The organism is Haematospirillum sp. H4485, assembly GCF_012102745.1.
Taxonomy (GTDB): Bacteria; Pseudomonadota; Alphaproteobacteria; order Rhodospirillales; family Rhodospirillaceae; genus Haematospirillum.
Genome location: NZ_JAAVSY010000003.1, coordinates 1 through 22333 on the forward strand (window position 1 = coordinate 1; position 22333 = coordinate 22333).

20 protein-coding genes are annotated in these 22333 nt (G+C 56.1%); 8 read left to right on the forward strand and 12 right to left on the reverse strand.

Going from position 1 to position 22333, the window contains the following annotated elements:
* Positions 1 to 73: 73 nt before the first annotated feature.
* From HEQ61_RS03515 to HEQ61_RS03530, 4 genes are all read right to left on the reverse strand, one after another.
* Complete coding sequence (locus HEQ61_RS03515) at positions 74 to 1357, reverse strand: tyrosine-type recombinase/integrase (RefSeq protein ID WP_167820868.1); 1284 nt, start codon at positions 1355 to 1357, stop codon at positions 74 to 76.
* 489 nt (positions 1358 to 1846) lie between these two features.
* Positions 1847 to 2563, reverse strand: a complete 717-nt coding sequence (locus HEQ61_RS03520; protein WP_168019494.1) for an autoinducer binding domain-containing protein — start codon at positions 2561 to 2563, stop codon at positions 1847 to 1849.
* 108 nt (positions 2564 to 2671) lie between these two features.
* Positions 2672 to 3385 (reverse strand): autoinducer binding domain-containing protein, encoded by a 714-nt coding sequence (locus HEQ61_RS03525; RefSeq protein WP_168019493.1) that lies wholly within the window; start codon positions 3383 to 3385, stop codon positions 2672 to 2674.
* A gap of 146 nt (positions 3386 to 3531) precedes the next feature.
* Positions 3532 to 4251: an autoinducer binding domain-containing protein gene (locus HEQ61_RS03530; protein WP_168019492.1), complete on the reverse strand. Its 720-nt coding sequence runs from the start codon at positions 4249 to 4251 to the stop codon at positions 3532 to 3534.
* Between the two features lie 410 nt (positions 4252 to 4661).
* Here HEQ61_RS03530 and HEQ61_RS03535 point away from each other — a divergent pair, with 410 nt between their 5' ends.
* From HEQ61_RS03535 to HEQ61_RS03550, 4 genes are all read left to right on the forward strand, one after another.
* On the forward strand, positions 4662 to 5363 hold the full coding sequence (locus HEQ61_RS03535; RefSeq protein WP_168019491.1) for a helix-turn-helix transcriptional regulator: 702 nt from the start codon (positions 4662 to 4664) through the stop codon (positions 5361 to 5363).
* Between the two features lie 193 nt (positions 5364 to 5556).
* Positions 5557 to 6981 carry a phosphomannomutase gene (locus HEQ61_RS03540; protein ID WP_168019490.1) on the forward strand — a complete coding sequence of 475 codons (1425 nt, stop codon included), beginning with the start codon at positions 5557 to 5559 and terminating at the stop codon, positions 6979 to 6981.
* Positions 6978 to 7931 (forward strand): UDP-glucose 4-epimerase family protein, encoded by a 954-nt coding sequence (locus HEQ61_RS03545; RefSeq protein ID WP_209315613.1) that lies wholly within the window; start codon positions 6978 to 6980, stop codon positions 7929 to 7931. The genes HEQ61_RS03540 and HEQ61_RS03545 overlap by 4 nt, the downstream gene beginning before the upstream one ends.
* 8 nt (positions 7932 to 7939) lie before the next feature.
* On the forward strand, positions 7940 to 8284 hold the full coding sequence (locus tag HEQ61_RS03550; protein ID WP_168019489.1) for a DUF2293 domain-containing protein: 345 nt from the start codon (positions 7940 to 7942) through the stop codon (positions 8282 to 8284).
* Between the two features lie 10 nt (positions 8285 to 8294).
* On the opposite strand, the gene HEQ61_RS03555 is transcribed toward HEQ61_RS03550, so the two are convergent.
* The 4 genes from HEQ61_RS03555 to HEQ61_RS03570 all read right to left on the reverse strand — a co-directional run bounded on the left by HEQ61_RS03555 (position 8295) and on the right by HEQ61_RS03570 (position 11666).
* Positions 8295 to 9047 (reverse strand): metallophosphoesterase family protein, encoded by a 753-nt coding sequence (locus HEQ61_RS03555; protein WP_168019488.1) that lies wholly within the window; start codon positions 9045 to 9047, stop codon positions 8295 to 8297.
* Between the two features lie 51 nt (positions 9048 to 9098).
* Entirely contained in the window at positions 9099 to 9734 is a 636-nt protein-coding gene (locus HEQ61_RS03560; protein ID WP_168019486.1) for a hypothetical protein, read from the reverse strand.
* The gene (locus tag HEQ61_RS03565) at positions 9731 to 10681 is read right to left on the reverse strand and encodes an Hsp33 family molecular chaperone HslO (protein ID WP_168019484.1); all 951 of its coding nucleotides are present in this window, start codon (positions 10679 to 10681) and stop codon (positions 9731 to 9733) included. The genes HEQ61_RS03560 and HEQ61_RS03565 overlap by 4 nt, the downstream gene beginning before the upstream one ends.
* Before the next feature lie 169 nt (positions 10682 to 10850).
* A complete protein-coding gene (locus HEQ61_RS03570; RefSeq protein ID WP_168019482.1) occupies positions 10851 to 11666 on the reverse strand; it encodes an ABC transporter permease in 816 nt (271 codons plus the stop codon).
* A 128-nt stretch (positions 11667 to 11794) separates the two neighbouring features.
* Between HEQ61_RS03570 and HEQ61_RS03575 the strand changes: the two genes are divergently transcribed.
* Complete coding sequence (locus tag HEQ61_RS03575; protein ID WP_168019480.1) at positions 11795 to 12373, forward strand: regulatory protein RecX; 579 nt, start codon at positions 11795 to 11797, stop codon at positions 12371 to 12373.
* An 18-nt stretch (positions 12374 to 12391) separates the two neighbouring features.
* Here HEQ61_RS03575 and HEQ61_RS11475 read toward each other — a convergent pair whose 3' ends face one another.
* Entirely contained in the window at positions 12392 to 12883 is a 492-nt protein-coding gene (locus HEQ61_RS11475) for a plastocyanin/azurin family copper-binding protein (RefSeq protein ID WP_209315612.1), read from the reverse strand.
* 126 nt (positions 12884 to 13009) lie between these two features.
* Here HEQ61_RS11475 and HEQ61_RS03585 point away from each other — a divergent pair, with 126 nt between their 5' ends.
* Complete coding sequence (locus tag HEQ61_RS03585; protein WP_168019478.1) at positions 13010 to 15430, forward strand: PAS domain-containing protein; 2421 nt, start codon at positions 13010 to 13012, stop codon at positions 15428 to 15430.
* Positions 15431 to 15711: 281 nt separating this feature from the next.
* Here the strand turns inward: HEQ61_RS03585 and HEQ61_RS03590 are convergent, their stop codons facing one another.
* On the reverse strand, positions 15712 to 16584 hold the full coding sequence (locus tag HEQ61_RS03590; protein ID WP_168019476.1) for a hypothetical protein: 873 nt from the start codon (positions 16582 to 16584) through the stop codon (positions 15712 to 15714).
* A 165-nt stretch (positions 16585 to 16749) separates the two neighbouring features.
* Between HEQ61_RS03590 and HEQ61_RS03595 the strand changes: the two genes are divergently transcribed.
* Complete coding sequence (locus tag HEQ61_RS03595) at positions 16750 to 17787, forward strand: aspartate-semialdehyde dehydrogenase (RefSeq protein WP_168019474.1); 1038 nt, start codon at positions 16750 to 16752, stop codon at positions 17785 to 17787.
* A gap of 367 nt (positions 17788 to 18154) precedes the next feature.
* On the opposite strand, the gene HEQ61_RS03600 is transcribed toward HEQ61_RS03595, so the two are convergent.
* Both HEQ61_RS03600 and gap read right to left on the reverse strand, forming a co-directional pair.
* A complete protein-coding gene (locus HEQ61_RS03600; protein WP_168019472.1) occupies positions 18155 to 19348 on the reverse strand; it encodes a phosphoglycerate kinase in 1194 nt (397 codons plus the stop codon).
* Positions 19349 to 19427: 79 nt separating this feature from the next.
* Positions 19428 to 20435: a type I glyceraldehyde-3-phosphate dehydrogenase gene (gene gap / locus HEQ61_RS03605; RefSeq protein WP_168019470.1), complete on the reverse strand. Its 1008-nt coding sequence runs from the start codon at positions 20433 to 20435 to the stop codon at positions 19428 to 19430.
* A 281-nt stretch (positions 20436 to 20716) separates the two neighbouring features.
* Between gap and HEQ61_RS03610 the strand changes: the two genes are divergently transcribed.
* Positions 20717 to 22324 carry a polyphosphate kinase gene (locus tag HEQ61_RS03610; RefSeq protein ID WP_168019468.1) on the forward strand — a complete coding sequence of 536 codons (1608 nt, stop codon included), beginning with the start codon at positions 20717 to 20719 and terminating at the stop codon, positions 22322 to 22324.
* Positions 22325 to 22333: the final 9 nt, after the last annotated feature.

The following is a 22333-nucleotide window of genomic DNA, read 5'->3' on the forward strand; positions in this document are numbered from 1 at the left end:
GTGGCTGATCACCCGTGCGGAGCATTCATTATCGCGCAGCGGGTATACCACAACGCTTACATGTGAGTCGGTTTCAGACTGATTGCGCGAGAGCGATAAGGCGCTCCAGATCCCGCCGCGAAAGTCGCTTGACCAAATCTTCGACCTGCTCTGTAGGTGTCGTGCATCCAGTCAGATAGTCCGCCCAGTCCTGCATCAACGCTGTGCGTTTTTCGATCATGTCTCCGCGCCGGTAGGCGGCTTCAACCTTGTTCTTGATTGTGTGTGCGAGCGCCATTTCTGCGACAGCGCTCGGATGCTGGGTTGCCTCGGCAGCCCAGTCCCGGAAACTCGAACGGAATCCGTGCACTGTAAGATGGCCATAGCCCAGGCGGCGCATCATCATCAACATAGACATGTTTGACAGCGGCTTGTTCTGGCGTTGGCCCGGAAAGAGGTACTGGGAGCGGCGATAGTCCTTGAGGGTCTCTAGAAGCGAGACAGTCTGCCGTGCCAATGGAACCCGATGAAGCCGCCCCATTTTCATCCGTGCTGGCGGGATCGACCAGACGCGGGCTTTCATGTCAATCTCGCTCCAGGTCGCTTGCAAAACCTCATTGGTGCGGCACCCGGTCAAGATACAAAACTGGAGTGCAAGCGCAGACATTGAGGTGTCTTCGCTGTGCAGCGACATAAAGAAGTCCGGGAGATCTTTCCAAGGCATCGCAGCGAAATGGGCCTTGCTGGTTGCAGGGCGCCGCGGCAGAAGATGATCAAGGTGGCCGCGCATCCGGGCCGGGTTCTCGCCGGACCGCCAGCCCCGCGCACAGGCGTAATCCAGAATTCTTTCGATCCGTCCCCGGACCCGACGGGCTGTTTCAGGCTTTGATAACCAGATGGGGGTCAAGATCGCCAAGACATCGTCAGTTGTGACCTGATCAAGGGCTACTTTACCAATGCGCTTCCTGACGTACGAGGCCAGGGTATTGACCCACTGCTGCTTGTGCGTGGCATTCTTCCACGCGCCCATGTGAGCGTCGAGGTATTCTTTGGCGGCGTCATTGAAGGTTTTTGGCGCCGTGGGGGTGGCTTCATCAAGCGGGGCATCGCTCGTGCTGACCTGCCGGGCTCGCACCCTCAAGGGGTCGATCCCGTCGGCAAGGAGCTTCTTCGCCTCATTCTTGGCAAGCCGCGCGTCCCGCAAACTTACTGCGTCCGCCGATCCCAGTGACATATCCCGCCGTACGCCGTTGATCTGGTACCGGAATACCCACATCTTCCGGCCAGTCGGGCCTACCTTGAGCCACAGGCCGTCACCATCACCGTACTTGCCCGGAGCCGATATTGACTTTACTTGAGAGATTAAAAGTTTCGCCATGCGTCCAAGCCGTCCCACACTTTGTCCCACACTTTGGCGTCATAGCCAAGCTGGCTTTCTATGCGGGTACGAGCATTTTTTGCAACAGTCTTTCTAAAAAAGACTTATTATTCAAGATAGTGGCAATGATTCGTGGTGGCTGCCTGTGGCCGAGCCGTGGCCCGGAAAACGGGACTCTCTCTCCGCCATATTAACGCTATAATGCGTTAATATATAATTTTTTCGCCGAAGAGAAAAAGCGTTGTCGCACGCTTCGTTGAAACAAGCCAAGCTAGCCCCTCCCAGCGCCGCGCTGAGCGTAGCTACCACCAGAGAGTGACCATTCCTGAGCCACTCCCCCAGGAAGATGCAAGCTTGAACCTCATTGCGGTACCGCTGGCCAGAAGCTTTTTGAACAGCGGTGCTATGTCTTTTTAGGAATCAACAAGCAAGAGCCGACTGATCTCTTGCATGATGACGCTCCCCCCGGAGTGGCTCCATCCCCCGTTCTTATTTTGATGGTACAGACGTGATATCCATGGAAATTCCAATCATTTTTGATGAGGGTTCAGGTATCTTGCACGGGACATGGGACCCCAGTCTGTCCATCACATCGCGACGGCAGGCGGCAACGTATCGCTCTGTGACCCCAAGGTAGCTGGCGATAGCATCATCAGCAAAGCCTGACAGGGCCATTTGCAGAATCCTGGTTTCGGTTTCTTCCCGGCCATTGGCCCCGGGGCGTCGTTCAGCCCGCATGTAGTCCTGGAGGAAACGAAAAGCCATGCCTTCCAGGTCAGATTGTTGGTCGTCGCGTATTGCCATTCCCAAGCTTGTAGCAAAGCCGACTGTATAGAGTCGGCTCCCCACATGGATAGGAATAACCATGCCATCTCGTAGGCCAAAGGTCGCTGCCTCATCAAAGAGGTCTTTGTTCATGGCTCTAACGGCATCATATCTTACAGTGATATCACTGGCGGGTGCTACATAAGCAAATGGATCAACGTCTTGATACGATTGATCTACGTATCGTTGAACGAAGTCAGCTGGCCATGAAGCGGCAATGCATGGACAACCAGTATCCTTTATGACGTCCTCATCTTCTTCCCACCCGAAGAATGCCGCAAACTCGAACCCCATCGCAGTGCTGTTTGCCAGAAGCTTTTTGAACAGAGGACTGACATCTTTGTAGGAATCCACAATTTCAAACCGCTTGATCTCTTCCATAACGACGGGTCTCCTCCCTCATTCCCCTGAACAATGCACCCGGAGATTCCGCTGAATATGCGTGCAGCATACGTTCATGCGGTAAAGCAGCCAGGGTTCCGGTAAACTTTACTGTCTCGATGATACCGATGTGATACCCATCGAAATTCCAACCATTTTCGATGATGGCCCGTGTACTTCATACGGTACGCGGGTGCCTAGTTTTCCCATGGCATCTTGACGGCAGGCGGCAACGTACCGTTCCGTTACGCCAAGGGTTCTCGCTATGATATCGTTACCCAAGCCGGAGAGTGCCATCTGTAGAATTCTGGTTTCGATTTCTTCCCGGCCGTTGGCGCCGGGGCGTCGTTCAGCCCGCATGTAGTCCTGCAGAAAACGGAACGCCATACCTTCCATGGTTGACTGTTCGTCTTCGCGAATTTTGACATCGCGACTGGTTATAAAGCTGACGGAATAAAGCCGGTTTCCCACATGTATGGGAACAACCATGCCTTCCCGCAGCCCGAACGCGAACAGTTCATTGAAGAACTCGTTGTTCATATTCCGGACGGCATTATACTTGACGGTCGTGTCGCTGGCCGGAATCACGTAAGTGAACGGATCAACGTCATGATAGCCATGATCTACATACCGCTGGACATAGTTGCCGGGTGTCGACGCCGCAATGCACGGGCAGCCGAGGTCTTCTATGACATCGTCTTCCCATCCAAAGAATGCCGCAAATTCAAACCCCATCGCAGTGCTGTTTGCCAGAAGGTTCTTGAACAGGGGTGCAATATCCTTGTGGGAGTCCACAATTTCGAATCGCTTGATATCTTCCATAACAACCAAATCCTTCTGCTTGCCCCTGAATCAGCGCGTCAAGAGCAACGCGCAAAAATTAAAAATTAACGAAACCACTTTGCGAGAACGTACGAGCAAATCCGGGGTATTCGTCCCTGTTCATTCGAAAGATAGCCTCCTGACTATTATTGCTGCTGTGATGTTGTTGGCACCCTGTAGAGGGGGATGCTGATCATTCTGGACGACCGATCAGCCTCTCCGCAGATCGTACGACGACTTGCATTACCCAAGGTGTTCCGAAGGCTGGCCGAAACGTAACGTTCTTCTATGCCAAGAAAATCAGCAATCGCTTCTTGGGTGTACCCGGCTATGGCCATTGGGAGTATCTTGGCATCCGTTTCTTCCCGGTCACCAATCCCTGCTTGTCGCTCTGCTCGCATGTAATCCTGCAGGAAGCGAAAGGCCATGCTTTCCAAGGCCGACTGTTTGTCGCGGCAAACAGCGATACCCTGACTGGTGCTGAAGCTGATCAGATAAACCCGTTTTCCAACATGCAGGGGAATGGTCACGCCATCCCGCAGACCAAATGCAGCAGCTTCTCCAAAAAGATCGCAATTCATCCCCTTGATGGAGTCCCAATTTATAGCGCCATCACTTGCGGGTGCCAGATAAACCAGTGGGTCAATTTCGTGATAGGCATGCTCCACATAACGCCGGGCAAACTCATCTGGCCATGAAGCCGCAAAGCACGAGCAACCAGAATGTCGTACAGCAGCCTCGTCCCCTTCCATGCCCCAGAAAGATATGAATTCGAACCCCATACCGGCACTATCTACCAAGAGGTCATTGAACAAGGGAGCAATGCTTTTTGATCCTGCAACTTCAAGTCGCTTGACCTTTTCCATAGCAACAGGCCCTTTCCTCTCGCTCTAACCCAGCTATACCCGGAAGAAGACATTCCACGGTTGTCATGTCTAGCGTATTTTCAACAGGGAAGATACCACGTAACCGAACAAATTCCAGAAAAATTTCCAGAATACAAACATAGCGTGTTAAATGAATGCGTACATTCAATGGTGTATTTGATTTTTATGGTTGCGCGTCTGTATGCGTCTTTCTTGTGGGGCAAGACGTTCAATTTTCTTATGGGAGCCGGGTGTCTGTACTTAACCTTGTTGAGCACAGAAGTCGCCTGTGTGCGGCGAAATTTTATCTGGAAAATGTCAATTATGGTTGATACAGTGCCATCGCTGCATCGTAAGGATGTGCAGTGTGGCGATACTGTGTCGCTCCGGCTGATGGCGGGGGATTGGTAATGAACGAAGCAAAAAAAGTTTCAGGCGTAAGGTCGCCGGTTGGTCGTGATGGAGGCGAGCTGTTTACAGATCTCTGTTCCAAGGCCGGGGATTTGGGTTTCGAGTTTGTCTCGTTTCTGGGCGTTACCGGTGATGACGAGGCATCAAGAGATATAGGGTATCCCTTTATTGCGGCATCCTGCCCGCCCGGGTGGGTGGATCTTTACAAGGAACGCGCCTATCACAAGGTTGATCCGGCCCTTTTGCTTGCCCCCGTTGCCATGGGGACGATGAGCTGGGGTGATCTGGATGGTGCAAAGATGGACTTCTTCCGGGAGGCGTCTTCGCATGGCCTGCGAACTGGTCTTTCCATCCCTGTGCAGCTGCCGTTGCGGACGTATCTGTTGAACTTTGCCACGGCAAGGAAGGAGGCGATCAGCATTCCCGTCCGGTCCGAGCTGGAGGGGCTGGCGTTCATGTTCGTCCAGAACTGGTTGCGTGCTTGCCCACAGCAGGAGCCGTCGCCTGCCTTCAGTGAAAAGACTCTCAAAATTTTGCGTATGTGTTTGCTGGGGTTTGACTGCAGCTCCATCGCTACATCTCTTGGCATGACGGCCCACGGTATCTCGTGGCACCTGAAAGATGCCCGCAGGAAGTTGCGTTGCCAGACAACCATGCAGGCCTGTGGCAGGGCCTTGTTCCTGGGTCTTATAAAAGTTTAGTTGCGCTTGAGCCGCATCGCCGTGGGTGCCGGAACGTCTGTGTCCGGCACCGGCGCTTTTTGTCCACCCGCGGAAAGTAATTCTGAAGGTAAGGTTCGTTGCTGTCAGGGGCCTCGACGGACCTTGGACGGGTGGTCATTGGCTTGAGGTTGTGGTACCCGTTCAGCCATTGTCTGGCGATGCGGGTTGTCTTATGAACGTTACTCTTTCTGACATAGCAGAACGGTCTGGGGTTCGCTTTGGGACCAGTGGCGTGCGTGGCTTGGTTGATGCGATGACTGATGAGGTCTGCCAAGCTTATACGCAAGCGTTCCTGACGCTCGTCAAAGATAGAGGCCGGTCTTGTGATCTGGTTGTCGGTCATGACCTTCGCCCCAGTAGTCCCCGCATTGCGTCAGTCTGTGCCTCTATAGCTCAGGAGGCTGGTTTCCGGGTTCGCTATGCTGGCGTTCTGCCGACGCCTGCCTTGGCTTGGTATGGGCAGATGATCAAGGCTCCTGTTCTTGTGGTAACTGGCAGCCATATTCCTTTCGATCGTAATGGCATCAAGTTTTATTGTCCGGACGGGGAACTGTCCAAGGACGATGAGGTGGCCATGATGCAGATGCCTGTGGCGAAGATGGTAACGATGAAACCGGCTGTGCTGCCAGCTCCGGACACAGTGGTCGCAGAAGCTTATGTGCGTCGGTATGTGGATTTCTTCGGGGCAGGCGCCCTGGAAGGGATGCAGGTTGCCGTCTTTGAACATTCCAGTGCGGCGCGTGATATCTTGCGGGTCATTCTGGAGGCGTTGGGAGCCCGTGTTCTTTCCATCGGCAGGACAGACAGTTTTGTGGCCATCGATACCGAGGCTGTCAGCCCTGCTGATGTGCGTGCTGCCCGCGAGTGGGCGCAGAGCCTGGATTTTGATGCCGTTGTTTCAACAGACGGTGACGGTGACCGGCCCCTTGTCGGGGATGAGGGGGGTAACTGGCTACGGGGTGATACTGTTGGTCTTTTATGTTCCCGGTTTCTTGGCGCTGATCATGTTGTGACGCCGGTCAGCAGCAATACGGCCCTGGAGCACTCAGGTTGGTTTAAGGCGATAACACGTACGCGGATTGGGTCGCCTCATGTTATTGCAGCCATGCAGCACGATGCGGCTGGACAAGGCATATGTGCCGGATACGAGGCTAATGGCGGTTTCCTGCTGGGAAGTCGTATCGTTTATGAGGATCGTGTTCTTGAGCCATTACTGACCCGTGATGCCGTTTTGCCGATCGTGACGCTTCTTGCTGCGGCGCGTATGCGCGGGTGTTCCCTCTCTGCTTTGATGGCTGATCTGCCGCAGCGTTTTACGGCCAGCGATCGTTTGCAGGAGATTGATCCAGTCCGGAGTTCGGCTCTACTGGATGAGTTGCGGAAGGACGTGGATGGTTTGTTGCGTTATCTGCCCCCCGATTGTGGTGCCGTTGTCCTTGTTGACCAAACAGATGGGCTGCGTGTGACGTTCTCCTCGGGTGATATCGTGCATTTGCGCCCTTCGGGCAATGCACCGGAGCTGCGGTGTTATACTGAGTCCGGAACCCCTGGTCGTGCAGAGGCTCTGTGCCGTTTCTGCCTGGAGTCGCTGTCGTGAGGGTTCTGGTCACAGGGGCAAATGGTTTTGTCGGGCATGCACTGTGTGTGGCCCTTGCTGCATCGGATCATTTTGTGCCCGTTCCTGCTGTTCGTCTGGACGGGCAGTCCGTTGCCGGCATTCCGGCTGTTCCCGTCGGGTCTATTGATGCCGGTACTGATTGGTCCCATGCCTTGGCCGGGTGCGACGCGGTTGTGCATCTGGCGGCCCGCGTTCATGTTATGCGGGAGCATCATCCTGATCCTTTGTCCGCTTTCAGGGATGTGAATACGCAGGGAACCCTGGCTCTGGCGCAGCAGGCTGTACAGGCTGGCATCAAGCGTTTCATTTACATCAGTACCATCAAGGTTTCCGGGGAAGGTCGCGAGGCAGAAAAACCCTATCGGGAAGATGATCAACCAGCACCTTCTGATGCTTATGCCTTGTCCAAATGGGAAGCAGAGCAAGGACTACGTCGTTTGGCTCTTGGCAGTGGTATGGGATGGATTGTGATCCGCCCGCCGTTGGTCTATGGACCCGGGGTCAAAGGCAATTTTGCCACTTTGATGACGTGGTTGCAGAGGGGGATTCCCTTGCCTCTTGCCTCTGTATCCTGCAACAGACGCTCCATGATTGCCGTTGATAACCTTGTGGATCTGATCGCCCTGTGCTTGGTTCATCCAGGTGCAGCGGATCAGCTGTTTCTGGCGGCAGACGGGGATGATGTCTCGACAGAGGTGCTTCTGCGATCTCTGGCTGAGGCTATGGGGACGCGTGCGCGCCTGTTTCCTGTTCCTGTTTCCTGGCTGCGGTATATTGGCCGTTGTATAGGGATGGGACCGGCTGTTGACCGATTATGCCAGTCTCTGACAGTCGACATCTCCAAAGCTTGCTCTGTGCTGGGATGGAGGCCACCTCTTACGCTCCGGCAAGGTTTGGCACGTACTGCGGCCCATCCTGTGGAGAGGTGAGGTGTCCGATGACTCGTCGCCACCAGCTTGAGCAGGCTTTGTCCCTTTTGGCTCCCACCCTTCCACAGTGGGAGAAGCAGGCTGTGCTGGATCATGCCCAGGATTCACCGGGTTTGCGGCGGGGATCGGTTCAGGCTGCGGCTTGGCTGTCTTTGGTGGCTTTGGCCCGTCATCATTTTACAGACTATGATGCCTTGCTTGAGGACGGTTACAGTCGTGATGCAGCACGTTCCATGGTTTGCGGGCAACTCAATGCCGTGCTTTTGTCCTGGGGTTGTCGCCGCACTGTTGGGGAAGATGATCCCGCTTGGTCGGCGGATATATCTTCATCCCGGTCGTCGCGACCGGAATAGGGATGTCATCTCAGTGTGTCTGGATAAAGCTGCGATGGGTTCCCTGAAGAACAACAGCGGTGAGCACGTTACTGCGCCAAGCCCCGGTATCAATTCCGATTCGGTTTGCCCTGTTTTCTGGTGTCGGGTGTATGGTGTGACCATGTACCACGGTGTGCTCCCGCGTATCGGTGCACGACAGGAAGGGTTCCCGGATCCACAACATGTCCCGTCGGCTTTGACGGCCCAGTGAAATTCCGGGGCGTATCCCGGCGTGTACGAAAAGGTAGCCTCCGCACGTCGTCCACAGGGGCATGTTTTGCAGAAATTGGCGGTGTTCCCCGGGGAAGACAGCCCTGAAGGCACGTGACAGCTTGAAACGGTCCAGCGCTTCCGGTTCCTTGTTCGGCGTATCCACACCATAGCTGCGCAGTGTTTCCAAGCCACCGTATTTCAGCCAGTTCAACCCGTCGGCAGGGTGTTCAAGGAAGCTCAGAAGGGAGTCTTCGTGATTACCCAGCAGGCAGCATGTTTCTCCGTTTTCCAGGGAGAGAGTCCGCAAGCGTTCCAGAACGCCGGGCGTATCAGGTCCCCGGTCAACGTAATCACCCAAGGTGATCAAAAGCACCTGCTCTTTTGCCTGGCGTCGCTGGGCTATATCGTGGTCAATCTGTTCCAGAAGAGCGTCCAGAAGATCAAGGCGCCCGTGGATATCGCCTATGGCGTAAACAACCAGTCCGTCCGGAACAGCAGTATGTGTACCCGAGGACTTATCATCTGACATGACGAACCCTTCCGGTTACGCACGGCGCCCAATCTCAGTGTGGCCTTGCTGTCAGGACGTGCTCCGGTCAAGGAGAGCCGTCCCTAGGTGCTGGCGTATAGCTGCCCCAAGCTGAGCATCCACATCCTGCATCAGGTGCTCTACCAGTTCAAACCAGATCTGGTCCCGTTCAGCCAGAGATGCTTTCTCGGGAATTGTTATGGTTCTCCAGGCTGTGGCCGATGCTTCGTGACGTACAACGCCAGCGCCATCGACAATCTGGACCGCGATATTGGCTTTTGCGGCATAGCGTGCCTCTGGCTCGTTGGTAAAGAACCCGGTGATTCCCTTCTTGGTTGGAAGCTTGGTTTCTGTTACGGATGCCTCGCGTATATCAACCCGGATGTGTCTTTGGTGGGTGTGGGTTGTTGTAATCCGGTCCCGAGCCCACGCTCGCATGGCCTGTTCCGGTGACAGGGGCATACGATGTTCGACATGCGGACTGCGCAGTGGCGGGATATAGCTTGTCACAATATCCGGCCCTTGTGCTGCAAACCGGAAGGGAGCCTTGGTCAGGAAGCGTAACTCCGGTTGTTTTGAAACGGGTGGCCCTTGGTCCGAGCACCCGGCAGCAAGTGACAGCATGGCAAAAAGACAGGCCGTGCCCAGAACGGGCAGAAACCGCGAAAACGGGAAGGCATATGTCATGGTGATGTTGTACCTTGGGAGAGGACTTCGATATCCGATGCGCTGAAGATGTATTCCGTGGAACAGAACTGGCACTGGACGCTGACCGATCCATCATCAAGCTGCATCTCGCCCAAACTGTTGGGGCTGAAAGTTGCCAGGGTTTCTTCGACCCTTTGCCGTGAGCAACGGCATCCGAATACCAGGGGGCGGGGTGGGGATACAGACAGATCCTCATCGTGGAACAGGCGGTGCAGAACAGTGCCGGCCTCCAGGCCGGGATCAAGAAGTTCTGCCGTTGTCAGGCTCCCAAGAAGGATGACAGCTGTGCGCCAGGCCTCGTCCGCGTCGTCCTTGGAGATGGAGAGGATTTTGCCACCATCAACCGGCATCCTCTGGATCATCAGGGCAGCGGCCCGCCATCCGTTGTGGTTTGGGCACGGGGCTTCGGATGCAACCTTGATAGCTGTTTCCAGCTGCTCGGACTGACGGAAATAGGCGTGGAGGCACTCTGAAAGGGTTCGGCCTGTCAGTTCCACCAGCCCTTGATAGCGTTCAGGAACATTACCCTGGTCAACCGTGAAGGCCAGGTGCCCTGTTCCCAACAACTTTTGTACGCTTGCTTCCTCGGCAGTGCCCGGGTCATCCAGTCCATCCGCTGTTTCATCGAAGGTGGCGCAGGCGCGGACCTGTCCATCCGATGTTACATCAGCCACCAGCTGCCGCACAGGCCCGCTGCCTTGGGCCTGCAATGTAAAGATACCATTGAATTTCAGGGCATTGGCCAATACCGAGGCCAGAGCCGCAGCTTCCGCTACCAGCCGTGAAATGGCCGCTGGGTATTTATGCCGCTCCAGGATGGCATCCGAGGTTGCGCATGTGCGGGCCAAGCGTCCCCTCAACAAGCCGCCGTGCAATAAAAAGGGCAGGGCAAAATCCGGGGTCTGAGCGGCACTCTGGTCAGTCATGAACAATCTCGGCAACACACGACAAAAGGGCGAAAGAGGATCTGTCAACGGATCTTGGTTGTTAACAGGCTATGAACGCAGTTTATACCCCTGCCGGGAAAGACCAAACCGTCTTTCTGGAGTTTGGGGTTATTTTTCTGCTTTAGCCTGCGTGGTTATGTTAAAGGCCTCAACTTTTCAGGCGATATCCTGACCGGATCAGGACATGGCATGCAAGCACCAGCGCCACGTTTGTCAGCGCAACAACCCAGAGACCGGTTTCAGGGAGGGCTGCTTCATGCCCGATAAAGCCGTACCGGAAGCCGTCAACCATGTAGAAGAAAGGATTCAGATGGGCAATGAACAGGAAGTTATCCGGCAGGCGGTCGATGGAATAGAACGTACCGGACAGGAATGACAGTGGCGTGATGATAAAGTTTGTGATTCCGGCCATGTGGTCAAATTTCTCTGACCATACACCGGCCAGAATGCCCAGAAGGCTGAGAATCATGCTGGCACCGACAGCATGGAACAGGATGTAGCCCCAATTATGGATATGCAGGGTCACGAAAGGCAACATGCCAACCCCGATCGCCACTCCGACAACCATGCCTCGTGTCATGCCGCCAAGAGCAAACCCGACAGTCAGTTCCCAGGGCGAAAGGGGAGGCATCAGGACATCGATGATATTCCCTTGGATCTTGGAGATGATGAGTGAGCTGGACGTGTTGGCAAAAGCATTCTGCACCATACCCATCATGATCAAACCGGGTGCCAGAAATTCCATGAAGCTGACCTGTCCCACGGTTTGCTGTGCGCTGGATCCAAGGGCAAGGGCAAAGATTGCCAGGAACAGAAGCGATACAACCATTGGCGCTGCGATTGTTTGTTGCCAGACCTTGATAAAACGCCGGACTTCGCGCAGATATAGCTCCCACAGGCCAAGCCAGTTTACGGGGCCCATTGCGCGGGGCGCAGGTGGCGGGAATGCGGGGGCCTCGGTCATGGTGACAGCTCTCAGTTTCCGGTTTTGCAGGACAGCAGAAGGAAACGGCCAACACGTGCGAAGGTCAAGATGTCTTGTGTCTTGATGTCAGGGTTCCGATCATTTTGCCAGTACAGGAAACACGCTGCATGTACGAGAAGAAATCGGATCCGGACCCCTTGGGTATAGAGAGCTTGATGAAGGCTGCCCTTCATTATCTGGAGCGGTTTGCGGCCAGTCGTGATGGTGTGCGTCGCGTTCTGGAACGGCGCGTTGCCCGTTCGGATCCTGCCGGGAATATGGATGCGGAAGCTGTGTCTTCTGCGATTACGGCTGTTCTGGATCGCTTGACGGATCTTGGTTATCTCGATGATGCCTCCTTTGCGGAATCCCGTGCTCGTTCCTTGGTGGCGCGGGGTGTTTCTGCGCGGGGTGTACGGTCCCGTTTGCGTCAGAAGGGTGTATCTCCAGAACTGGTTGAACAGGCCCTGTGCGGTCTGGCTGCTGACAGGGCTGGTGATAGTGAGACCGATCCGGATTTGACGGCCGCTGTTATTTTTGCCCGACGGCGCCGTATCGGTCCATGGGGTGACCCTCAAAGCCGTAGTGCCCGGCGTTACAGGGACATGGCTGCCTTGGCCCGTCGTGGATTTGGTACGGATGTCATCCGCCAAATTCTGGATGCTTGTAACCCTGATGATCTGGAATCTGTAATGGGCCCTGTGTAGGGCTATTTCCCCCCGTACTCAGTGGGTGACGTGGATGGTTCCGGTCATTCCGGCTTCGTAGTGTCCAGGAATCAGGCAGGCAAAACCAAATGTCCCGACACGGTTGAACAGCCATACGACATCGTTGGATGTGTTTGGTTGGACATGGGCCATATGAGGCTCGGCATGGCTCATATCCGGGTTGTGCCGCATGACGTCTGCGTGTTCTGCAAGCTTGTCGGGTGTGCCAAGAACGAACTCATGCAAGGTATTGCCATGATTATCGACCTTGAAACGAACTGTTTCGCCTACGCGGACTGTAAGGGTATCGGGTGTGAAGCGCATGGTATCACTCATGCTCAAGACAATCGTTCGGGTCACGGCCTCAGGCATGCCTGCAATACCCCATTCCTGCTGCACGGGCTGGGCGGCATGTTCGTGTGAGTGATGTGCGTGGTGTTCTGCTTCATGCGCATGGGTCGGGCAGGATAGTGCCATGACAAGGCAGGCACACAAGACGAGTTTTTCCACTTTATCATTCCTGGAACGGGGGCAGATAAACGTTCAGGACAGAATCCCGGAACGAGCGTCAAATATATCACGCTCTTCTTCTGTGGTTGCTTGAGTTTTTTCTCTCTACCCGGCACTGTTGCGTGTATGGGGTACCTTCAGCAGATCATCACTTTTCTTTCTCACTACGGAATAGAGCCAACAGCTCTTTTCCCGCCACTGCTGCTGGCTCTATGGTGGTTCTGGTGGCGTTGGTACCGTGACCGTACATCTTGGCAGATCGCGGGAATAAAGTCCGAGATGCTGTCCCATGTCATGGCGGTCAGTCCGGATGGGTGGTATCTGTGGTCCGCATCGGATGACTCTGCCAAGGATGGAGATCTGCTGGGGGGAGGGCAGTGCTCGCGGCGGCTTGCTGTCATGCTGTCGTTGTTTTCCGGTCATTCGGCTTCTTTTGGTGATGTTGTTTCCGTCTTTCTGCCAGGTGATGGTGCACGTCTGTCCTCCCTTGTGCATCGCTTGCGCAGTGAAGGAGAGGGATTCTCGGTTATTCTTGGTCTACAGCCTGCGGAGGGGCAGGAAGACGTATTGCGTCGTGTCGAGGTGTCGGGGGTACGGGCCTTGGCTGATGATGGTCGCTGTCTTGCCGATGTGCTCTGGGCCCGTGATGTATCGTCCGGTGAGGAAGACCGTCGCGAGCTGTTGGCACGTTTTCACTGTGCTGCCAGCGAAGCATCCCGTTTGCAGCGCGTTCTGGATACCATTCCGCTTCCGGTCTGGGTTCGTGATGATGGTCTGGATATTATTCTGGCAAACCGGGTGTTCCTGGATGCGGTTGATTCTTCGCCCGGGCAGAGTGGATCCAGCGTGCAGGAGCTTGTTGCCGGGTCTGCTGTCCGCGATTTGCGGTCTATGGCGTCGGCAGTCCGGGCTTCTGGCCGGGCTCGCTCTGGAACGTGGCATACGGTTGTTGGTGGCAGCCGCCGATTGATGGAAATTACAGAGAGTCCTGTTATTCCTGGCCAAGGTTCGGATGATGGCCTCCACACCGTGGGGGTTGCCCAGGATATTACCCGTCTTGAGGTGTTGCGTCAGGCGACAGAGCAGCAAATGGGCAGTCATGTCGCTGTCCTGGAGCGTTTGGGCACGGCTGTTGCCATTTTTGGTTCTGATACGCGACTGCGTTTTCATAATCCTGCCTTTGCCCGGTTATGGAAGCTTGATCCATTGTGGTTGGCTACATCAAACCCGGACTATGCCGAAGTTCTGGAACAACAGCGGTTGAATCGCCTTCTTCCCGAGGTTGCGGATTACCCGGCTTTCCGGCAGCGTGAACTGGCGCGTTTCAAGGCATTGCTCGAACCGATGGAGGATCTCCTTCATCTTCCGGATGGGAAGACGTTGCGGCGAGTTCTGGCTCCTCATCCTTTGGGGGGGCTTCTGGCGACATACGAAGATGTGACTGACCGGCTGACCCTGGAGGCACGCTTGCGGCAGGTTCTGGCGGTCCAGGACCAGATTATGGATGCATTGCCCCAGGCCGTTGCTGTTTTTGATGCTGACGGGCATCTGTGCCAGGCAAATGCAGCTTTTCGGACCTTGTGGAAAGTAGATGCGGAAACTCTGGAGCGGCACCCTGCATTCGCGATGATTCTGGCCCGACAGCCAGATATTATTCAGGCTGATCCGATCTGGACGGCTGTCCAGACATTCCTGTCCGCACCTCCCGGTGATCGTGGTGCGTTTCCTTCCCTTTCCGGATCGTTGTCAGCAGGGGTTATGGTTGTGGCCCTGCCTGATGGTTGCGTTCTCCTTGTTCAGCCGGATGTTGCAGAGGGAGCATCCCTGCCCATAACGGCCAATCCTGCTTATGTATTGTCATCGCTGGCTGAACTGATAAGGGCTCCTCTTGGAACGGTTGGCAGTCTGTGTGAAGTCTTGTTTACCGGCCACATGGGAGGGCTGGATCCGTCCCGGCAGGAGTATGCCGGGCGCGTGATGGCGCTTCTGCATTTTCTGTCCGTTATCAACGATGCTGTTCTTGATCTGGACTGGTTGCGGGCGCAGTCAGAGGCCCCTTTATCCGGGACCGTGAACTTGCGTGACCTGATGTCTGTTGTTCTGGCTGATGTCCAGGCTGCTGCAACTCATCGGGATGTAGTCTTTGACTATCGCTATGATGCGTCCTGTGACAGGGTTTCTGCCGATGGTTCTTCCTTGCGCCAGAGTCTTGTCCTGGTGTTTGCCTCTGCACTTGCCGTAACTTATAATCGAGGCATCATTTGTCTTGAGGTGCATGACGAGCCGGTTGTCTCCCTGTCTGGTGCGGTTTTGCCAGGGTTGACGGTAACTGTTTCGGATGATGGGGCTGTGCCCGGTCATGATATTTGCTCTGCCATTCTGTCTCTTGCAAGAAGTGGTATCCGTCGTAATGGGGGCAGGTTATCTGTCTTCTCTGTTTCTGACCGTGGAACACGGGTTCAGATCCGGCTGCCTGCCCTTGTCAGCGGGGACGTGCCAGCAGCGGTGGTTTCCGAGCATCATGAAGCATTAACCCGAGAAGCCTGAGTCCCGTTCCGCTTTCCTTATGTCGAATGTGGCTCATTGGTGAAATAAGTCCGGTACTCTCTTGATAAGGCAGTGTTGCTGTACCACGATCTGGCCGCATGTGTGATAGCGCCGGTAGATGGCGCCCAGCACTCCGTAACCGGAAGAGGTCTTGCGCCTGTCGCAAACCGGCATCGGGTTTTTCTTGTCCCCCTGCGCACCAATCCCGGTGAAACTTCCGTCTCTTGCCCCCGGATACCGTTTCCGGGGGTCTTTTTCGGTGTTTGGCGGGGTTGTTTGTATCAGGTCCCGGTTTGTTCCTGGTCTGTATTCAGGGCTGTATCATCCGGGTTATCGGGTGTTACCTGATCATGATCAGGGGCCTGTGGTGTATTTGGCGTGGTTGGAAGAACTGACTCCCGGTTCGGGTTCTGGAAATAGTCGGCAAACAGGGTTTCTCCCAGAATCTCCCGGGCCTGGATATCGGCCTCCTCGCGTGCACCCAGCGCCTCCAGGGTCAGGGCATGGGTTTCAACCGCCATTTCGGCCGCCAGAAGGCGTTCCCGGTCCGGATCGTTGGACAGACGGTCTCGTTCTTCCTTGAGCAAAAAGAGGTACAGGCGGAACTGGCGGAAGGCCTGATCCCGTACGCCTTCCAGGCGCCGCTCTGCTTCTTCCCGCCGGACTTGTTCGGCCAGAAGCTGCTGCTGGAGGCTGTCGTGCTCCCCGGCCAGGCGTTCCCGCTCCATCTCGGCAGAAGCAGCCTGGTCAAAGACTGAATTGAACTCCTCCCTCAGGGCATTGAGTTCGCCGCGAAGCTTGGCAATCGTCAGTCGGGCTTCATCGCTGCCGGGCTCCTTGTTCTTGACCCGCGCTGCCATGTAACGGCGATAACTGATCAGGTATGGAGCAATGGTTTCATGCTGAAGATGGTATCGTTCGGATATACCGCACACGTCGCGCAGGCGCTCGCCTATATCAGCCTGACGCAGCAGGCCCCGCAGGGTGGCCGGGATAATCAGGGGAAGGGCCGTATCAGGCAGGTCACGGCATATGATGGCCCAACGTTGCAAAACCTCCGGGCTGCGGGGGTCGTCAAGCTTGTGGCCGTGCCGGATGGATCCCAGAAGCCGGTCCAGAAATGCCCGCGACGGATCCTGTTCACCACTACGCACGCCTGTTGATCCCCTCTTGCCCAGATACTTACAAGGTACGTCCGGGACCCTTGTACGGCAAGGCTTGATCCGTTGTCCGTACAGACATACCTTGCGGACCCAGGCGAGTCTGCCGGGCCTGTCCCGTACCCGGATCAAGGACTGCTGTCAGAGAAGGATAGTCTGATGAGTTCCCATACCCCTGCTGCTGCCCGTATTGTTCTGGTTGGCGCATCTGGCCATCTGGCCCGTGAGATCCTGGATACCCTTGCCGAGCGGGATGTGCCTGCCGTCCGCTTGGTAGCCTTGGACAGTCAGGCCCGTATCGGGCGTGAAGTCTCTTATGGTGATGATGATGTCCTGAAGGTATCCGGTCACGAGACCTTTGATTTCCGGGCCTCGGACCGTGTTGTTCTGGCAACGGAGCCACGTGATGCGTCTGCCGTTGCATCCCGCGCCATGCGGGTTGGTGCCTTGGTCATTGATCTCAGCGGGCACTTCCGTCGTGATCCGTCTGTCCCGCTGGTGGTGGCCGGGGTGAATCCTGCCAATGTTGACCGTGCGGAAAAGAAGGGTGTCCTTGCGGTTCCATCACCTATGGCCCTGATGGTGTCAAAAGTGCTTGCCCCGTTGCATGACCGCTTTGGTCTTGTGCGGGTTGTGGCCTCAACCTACGAATCCACCTCCGGAGCTGGACGCGAAGGGATGGACGAGTTGTTTCGCCAGACCCGGGGTATTTATGTCAATGAGCCGCCAGCCTCGAGCCGGGAGGTTTTCCCCAAACAGATCGCATTCAATGTGATCCCCCAGGTCGGGTCTTTCTCTGACATGGGAGCAACCGAGGCCGAAGATGAAGCTGCAGCCGGCTTGGCCCGGATGTTGCCGGGTACAGCTATTCACGTGAACTGCGCCCGTGTGGCTGCTTTTGTGGGTGCTGCGGCTTACATCAATATCCAGTGCGAATCCCCTGTTTCCGAGCAGGCGGTCAGGGAGCTCCTGCGTGAGAGCGACAGCGTATCGGTTGTCGATCACCGGGTGGAGGAGGGATACGTCACTCCTGCTGAGACTTCTGGCGAGGAACCTGTTTTTGTATCCCGCCTGCGCGGGGATATCAGCGTTGAAAACGGGCTCTCTTTCTGGTGTGTTGCTGATGCCCTGCGTCAGGAGGCCACAAATGCTGTGGATATTCTGGCGCTGGTGGACCGCTTGGACGAGCAGGCTTAGCGGGCAGTTTTTCCCTTGCGTTGCAGGATGCATTGCAAAGTGCGGGAATCGCTTCTTTTCGGGGGGTCTTTTCCCTTCCCAACCGTCCTTGCAGCCGATTTTGTCCGGTCTTGGGCTTGTTGGCATGGAATCTGCTATCCCCTGTTGTGCGAGGGGACTACCCCGCGCAGCGTGCAGGCAGCCAGCTGTGCCGCTCAGGCGTGGCTGAAAAGGGCGAATGTCGGTTTTCCTTCCGCGCTCGGGAAGCCGGCTATCCCTCCCGCCCGGAATGCCGCGTGCTTCCGGTGGCCGTCGGGTCATTCCCTCCCCCGCCCGACCTGACGGCCACCGCGACGCACTTATACCTATCCCCCTGACGTTCCCACCTTCAGGCCTCCAGGGCTTTGACGCCCGGCAGGTCGCGTCCTTCCAGCCATTCCAGGAATGCGCCCCCCGCTGTGGAGACGTAGGAAAACTGGTCCTGAACCCCGGCATTGGCCAATGCACCAACCGTATCTCCGCCACCGGCAACGGTCAGAAGGTTTCCTTTGCGCGTCAGGTCTGCCGCAGCCCGGGCCACCAGGTTGGTTGCATCATCAAAAGGCTTGATCTCGAAAGCGCCCAAGGGGCCATTCCAGACTAGGGTCCGGAAGGATGCCAGACGATCGGACAGAGCACGGGCTGAGTCCGGACCGATATCCAGGATCATCTGGTCTTCCGGGACAGATTGTACCGGAACAACTTGCCGTCCTGCTGTTTCACTCAGGCTGTCAGCCACAACAACATCAGTAGGCAGAATAACGGTGCATCTCGATTTTTCTGCCTTGTCCAGGATGGCCCGTGCTGTTTCTGCCATTTCTTTCTCGCACAGGGATTTGCCAATCTGGATGCCCTGTGCATGCAGGAAGGTATTGGCCATGCCGCCACCAATAACCAGCAGGTCAACCCGTTGTACCAAGTTGCCAAGCAGGTCCAGCTTGGTTGAGATCTTGGCCCCACCCACAATTGCGGCAACCGGATGCTCGGGGCGTTCCAGCGCCCGTCCCAGCGCTTCCAGCTCAGCCTGCATCAAGCGTCCGGCGGCTGCCGGCAGCAAGTGGGCCAGTCCCTCGGTTGAAGCGTGGGCACGGTGCGAGGTTGAGAACGCGTCATTGATATAAAGCTCACCCAGTTCGGCAAGTGCTCTTGCGAAGTCAGGGTCGTTCTTCTCTTCCTGGCTATGGTAACGAAGATTCTCCAGCAGGACGATGTCCCCCTGTCCCATGCCGTTGACAACCGTTCTGGCGGGCACGCCGATACAGTCTTCGGCAAAGGCAACCGGGATACCTGTTGCCGTGGACAGGGCACGGGCAACCGGGCGCAGGCTCATGGCCGGGACGCGCTCTCCCTTCGGGCGCCCGAAGTGTGACATGACAATGACCTTGGCGCCCTTGTGGGCCAGTTCGGTAAGGGTCTGGGCAGAGCGTTGGATCCGGGTTGAATCCGTAATCTGCCCGTCTTTCATGGGCACATTCAGGTCTGAACGAACCAGAACGTATTTTCCCTGTACATCAAGGTCATCGATTGTCTTGAAAGTTGGCATGGTGCAGTCCGCAAAAGGCCGGTACAAAAAGGAAGAAAAAGCCCTGCACACTTTGGGCAGGGCTTTTCAGGGTGTCAGGTCACAGTGTCTTGCCGATGGCGACAGCCGTATCCAGCATCCGGTTGGAGAAGCCCCACTCGTTGTCATACCACGACATGACACGCAGGAAGTCCCCGTCCATGACCTTTGTGCCACCGGCAGCAAAGGATGACGAGTTCGGGTTGTGATTGAAATCAATCGAGACAAGTGGCAGGTCGTAATAGCCGAGGATCCCCTTCAGCTCACCCTCTGCTGCGGTCTGCATGGCGGTGTTGACAGCTTCGACAGTGGCTGCCTTGCCCAGCATGACCTTCAGATCCACCAAGGAAACGTTGGCTGTCGGGACGCGCACGGCCACGCCATCCAGCTTGCCCTTCAGTTCCGGCAGCACCTCGCCAACAGCCTTGGCAGCCCCCGTTGACGTCGGGATCATTGACATGGCTGCAGCGCGTGCACGGTACAGATCCTTGTGGAGGGTATCCACGGTGTTCTGGTCGCCGGTGTAAGCATGCACGGTGGTCATGAACCCTTTCACGATCCCGAAGTCACGATGCAGGATGTGAGCCACCGGGGCCAAGCAGTTCGTGGTGCAGGATGCGTTCGAGATGACCTTGTGATCAGCCGTAATCTTGTTGTGGTTGACGCCATACACAACAGTCAGGTCTGCACCCTTTGACGGGGCGGAAACCAGAACCCGCTTTGCGCCATTGTCTAGGTGGACAGCAGCCTTGTCGCGGTCTGAAAAGATGCCGGTGCATTCTGCAACGATATCAATGCCAAGGTCACCCCACTTCAGGGCCTTCGGATCGCGTTCGGCAAAGCAGCGGATGGTCGTTCCGTTGATCATCAGGCTGTCATCGGCTGCACGGACATCGGCGGGCAGGATGCCATGAACAGAATCATACTTCAGAAGATGGGCATTGGTGGCAACCGGTCCCAGGTCGTTGATGGCCACGACCTCGATATCCTTGCGGCCGGATTCGACCAAGGCGCGCAGAACCAGGCGGCCGATGCGGCCAAAACCGTTAATTGCAACGCGAACAGCCATAAAGATCCTCCATTCAAACACAGTCTGCCAGACACAGGGGCAGGCCGAAAAACAGGGCGCACACAACGGGAATTTCCCAGACAGATTCTCTGTCTGTATTCATGTTGGCGGTGGCTACGTATGTCACGGAAGATTGTGTAAATCCAGACCCAAGCCAACGTAATGGAAAAAACCTCATCCTTGATGTGGATAAAAGCCCCCGAAACCGGCAATATGAGGGCAGAGGAGGGGCTGTTGTCACAGCTGTCCGAATGCTGGATTTCTCACCGGGGGTAGAATCGATGTTTCGAACCGCTGAACTGGGGCGCAAGATTTCCAGGAAAGAGTTTGACGCCGTAACACCGGCGTTGCGCACTGAGCTGATTACCCTCCAGCAGACACTGCGTCATGCTGATTTCCCGGTTGTCCTGGTGTTTGCCGGTGTGGATGGGGCAGGAAAAGGTGAGAGCATAAACCTTCTCAGCGAGTGGCTTGATCCGCGCTGGATGTCGACGTCCGCTTACGGAGACCCTTCGGATGAGGAGCGGGAGAGGCCATCTGCCTGGCGGTACTGGCGGGATCTGCCACCACGCGGCTGTATCGGCATGTTCATGGGGTCCTGGTACTCTGCCCCGGTGATGGATCGGGCCTGGGAGCGTATTTCTCTGGCCGAGATGGACGAGCAACTGGCGCGGATTGCTCATTTTGAAAAAATGCTGGCTGATGACGGGGCCCTGATCCTGAAGTTCTGGATGCATCTTGGTCGTGATGCCCAGCGGCGTCGCCTCAGAAAGCTGGAGAAAAAGCCCCATGAGGCTTGGCGGGTGACCAAGCGCGACTGGAAGCACTGGGAGATGTACGACAACTTCATCGCTGCCGCAGAGCGTACCATTCGTATGACCAGCGATGGCCATGCCCCGTGGACGATTATTGAAGGCGAAGATGTCCGGTATCGTTCCCTGACCTTGCTGATGACATTGCGTGATGCTCTGGTCCGGCACCTTGAGGCACGGGATCTGCGCCGCAAGCTGCTGGAGACTGTGAAAAAGGATGAGAATGCTGTGCGTGCCGGCCGTTCTGTTCCGGCTGCGGCCAAAACACGCAAGCGTGCCGGAGCACAGGCGGACGCCGGCCTTTTGTCTGTGTCATTGCCCCAGCAGCCGACCATTCTGGATGCCTTGGACATGAGTCTGGACCTGGAGCCTGCTGAATATGCCGAGCGCATTCGTGCCGGTCGCAGCCGCCTTGCCGGGTTGTCGCGTTTGGCACGTGCTTATGGTGTTTCCAGCGTCCTGGTGTTTGAGGGATGGGATGCCGGTGGCAAGGGTGGTGCGATCCGCCGCGTGGTATCAGCGCTGGATGCTCGCGAGTACAAGGTCATACCGACAGCAGCGCCTACGGATGAAGAGAAGGCCCGTCATTATTTATGGCGTTTCTGGCGTCATATCAGCCGTGCCGGTCGAGTAACTATTTATGACCGTTCATGGTACGGGCGGGTTCTGGTCGAGAGGGTAGAAGGGTTCGCCCGCACGGACGAGTGGATGAGGGCTTATGCCGAGATCAACGCCTTTGAGGAGCAACTGTCCGAGTTCGGAACCGTATTGTGCAAATATTGGCTGCACATTACCCCTGAAGAGCAGATGGCCCGCTTTACGGCGCGCCAGAATACGCCATGGAAGGCATGGAAACTGACAGACGAGGACTGGCGGAACCGTGAGAAATGGGATCAGTACCAGGATGCGGTCAACGACATGATCGAGCGGACATCGACGCGCAATGCGCCCTGGACCTTGGTCGAAGCCAATTCAAAACGCTATGCCCGGGTCAAGGTGCTTGAGACCTATACGGACCAGCTTGCCAAGGGCCTGAAGGCACGGGGTATCAACCTCAAGAAGGCGTTGGCTGTTTGATACAGGTTG

What these genes read in the sequence shown, in the direction of transcription:
- HEQ61_RS03570 (WP_168019482.1), bottom strand. Translation starts at nt 11,666, where the DNA reads ATGACCGAGGCCCCCGCATTCCCGCCACCTGCGCCCCGCGCAATGGGC.
- HEQ61_RS03555 (WP_168019488.1), bottom strand. Translation starts at nt 9,047, where the DNA reads ATGTCAGATGATAAGTCCTCGGGTACACATACTGCTGTTCCGGACGGA.
- HEQ61_RS03550 (WP_168019489.1), top strand. Translation starts at nt 7,940, where the DNA reads ATGACTCGTCGCCACCAGCTTGAGCAGGCTTTGTCCCTTTTGGCTCCC.
- HEQ61_RS03540 (WP_168019490.1), top strand. Translation starts at nt 5,557, where the DNA reads ATGAACGTTACTCTTTCTGACATAGCAGAACGGTCTGGGGTTCGCTTT.
- HEQ61_RS03530 (WP_168019492.1), bottom strand. Translation starts at nt 4,251, where the DNA reads ATGGAAAAGGTCAAGCGACTTGAAGTTGCAGGATCAAAAAGCATTGCT.
- HEQ61_RS03565 (WP_168019484.1), bottom strand. Translation starts at nt 10,681, where the DNA reads ATGACTGACCAGAGTGCCGCTCAGACCCCGGATTTTGCCCTGCCCTTT.
- HEQ61_RS03610 (WP_168019468.1), top strand. Translation starts at nt 20,717, where the DNA reads ATGTTTCGAACCGCTGAACTGGGGCGCAAGATTTCCAGGAAAGAGTTT.
- HEQ61_RS03585 (WP_168019478.1), top strand. Translation starts at nt 13,010, where the DNA reads ATGGGGTACCTTCAGCAGATCATCACTTTTCTTTCTCACTACGGAATA.
- gap (WP_168019470.1), bottom strand. Translation starts at nt 20,435, where the DNA reads ATGGCTGTTCGCGTTGCAATTAACGGTTTTGGCCGCATCGGCCGCCTG.
- HEQ61_RS03520 (WP_168019494.1), bottom strand. Translation starts at nt 2,563, where the DNA reads ATGGAAGAGATCAAGCGGTTTGAAATTGTGGATTCCTACAAAGATGTC.
- HEQ61_RS03525 (WP_168019493.1), bottom strand. Translation starts at nt 3,385, where the DNA reads ATGGAAGATATCAAGCGATTCGAAATTGTGGACTCCCACAAGGATATT.
- HEQ61_RS03575 (WP_168019480.1), top strand. Translation starts at nt 11,795, where the DNA reads ATGTACGAGAAGAAATCGGATCCGGACCCCTTGGGTATAGAGAGCTTG.
- HEQ61_RS03535 (WP_168019491.1), top strand. Translation starts at nt 4,662, where the DNA reads ATGAACGAAGCAAAAAAAGTTTCAGGCGTAAGGTCGCCGGTTGGTCGT.
- HEQ61_RS03560 (WP_168019486.1), bottom strand. Translation starts at nt 9,734, where the DNA reads ATGACATATGCCTTCCCGTTTTCGCGGTTTCTGCCCGTTCTGGGCACG.
- HEQ61_RS03515 (WP_167820868.1), bottom strand. Translation starts at nt 1,357, where the DNA reads ATGGCGAAACTTTTAATCTCTCAAGTAAAGTCAATATCGGCTCCGGGC.
- HEQ61_RS03595 (WP_168019474.1), top strand. Translation starts at nt 16,750, where the DNA reads ATGAGTTCCCATACCCCTGCTGCTGCCCGTATTGTTCTGGTTGGCGCA.
- HEQ61_RS03600 (WP_168019472.1), bottom strand. Translation starts at nt 19,348, where the DNA reads ATGCCAACTTTCAAGACAATCGATGACCTTGATGTACAGGGAAAATAC.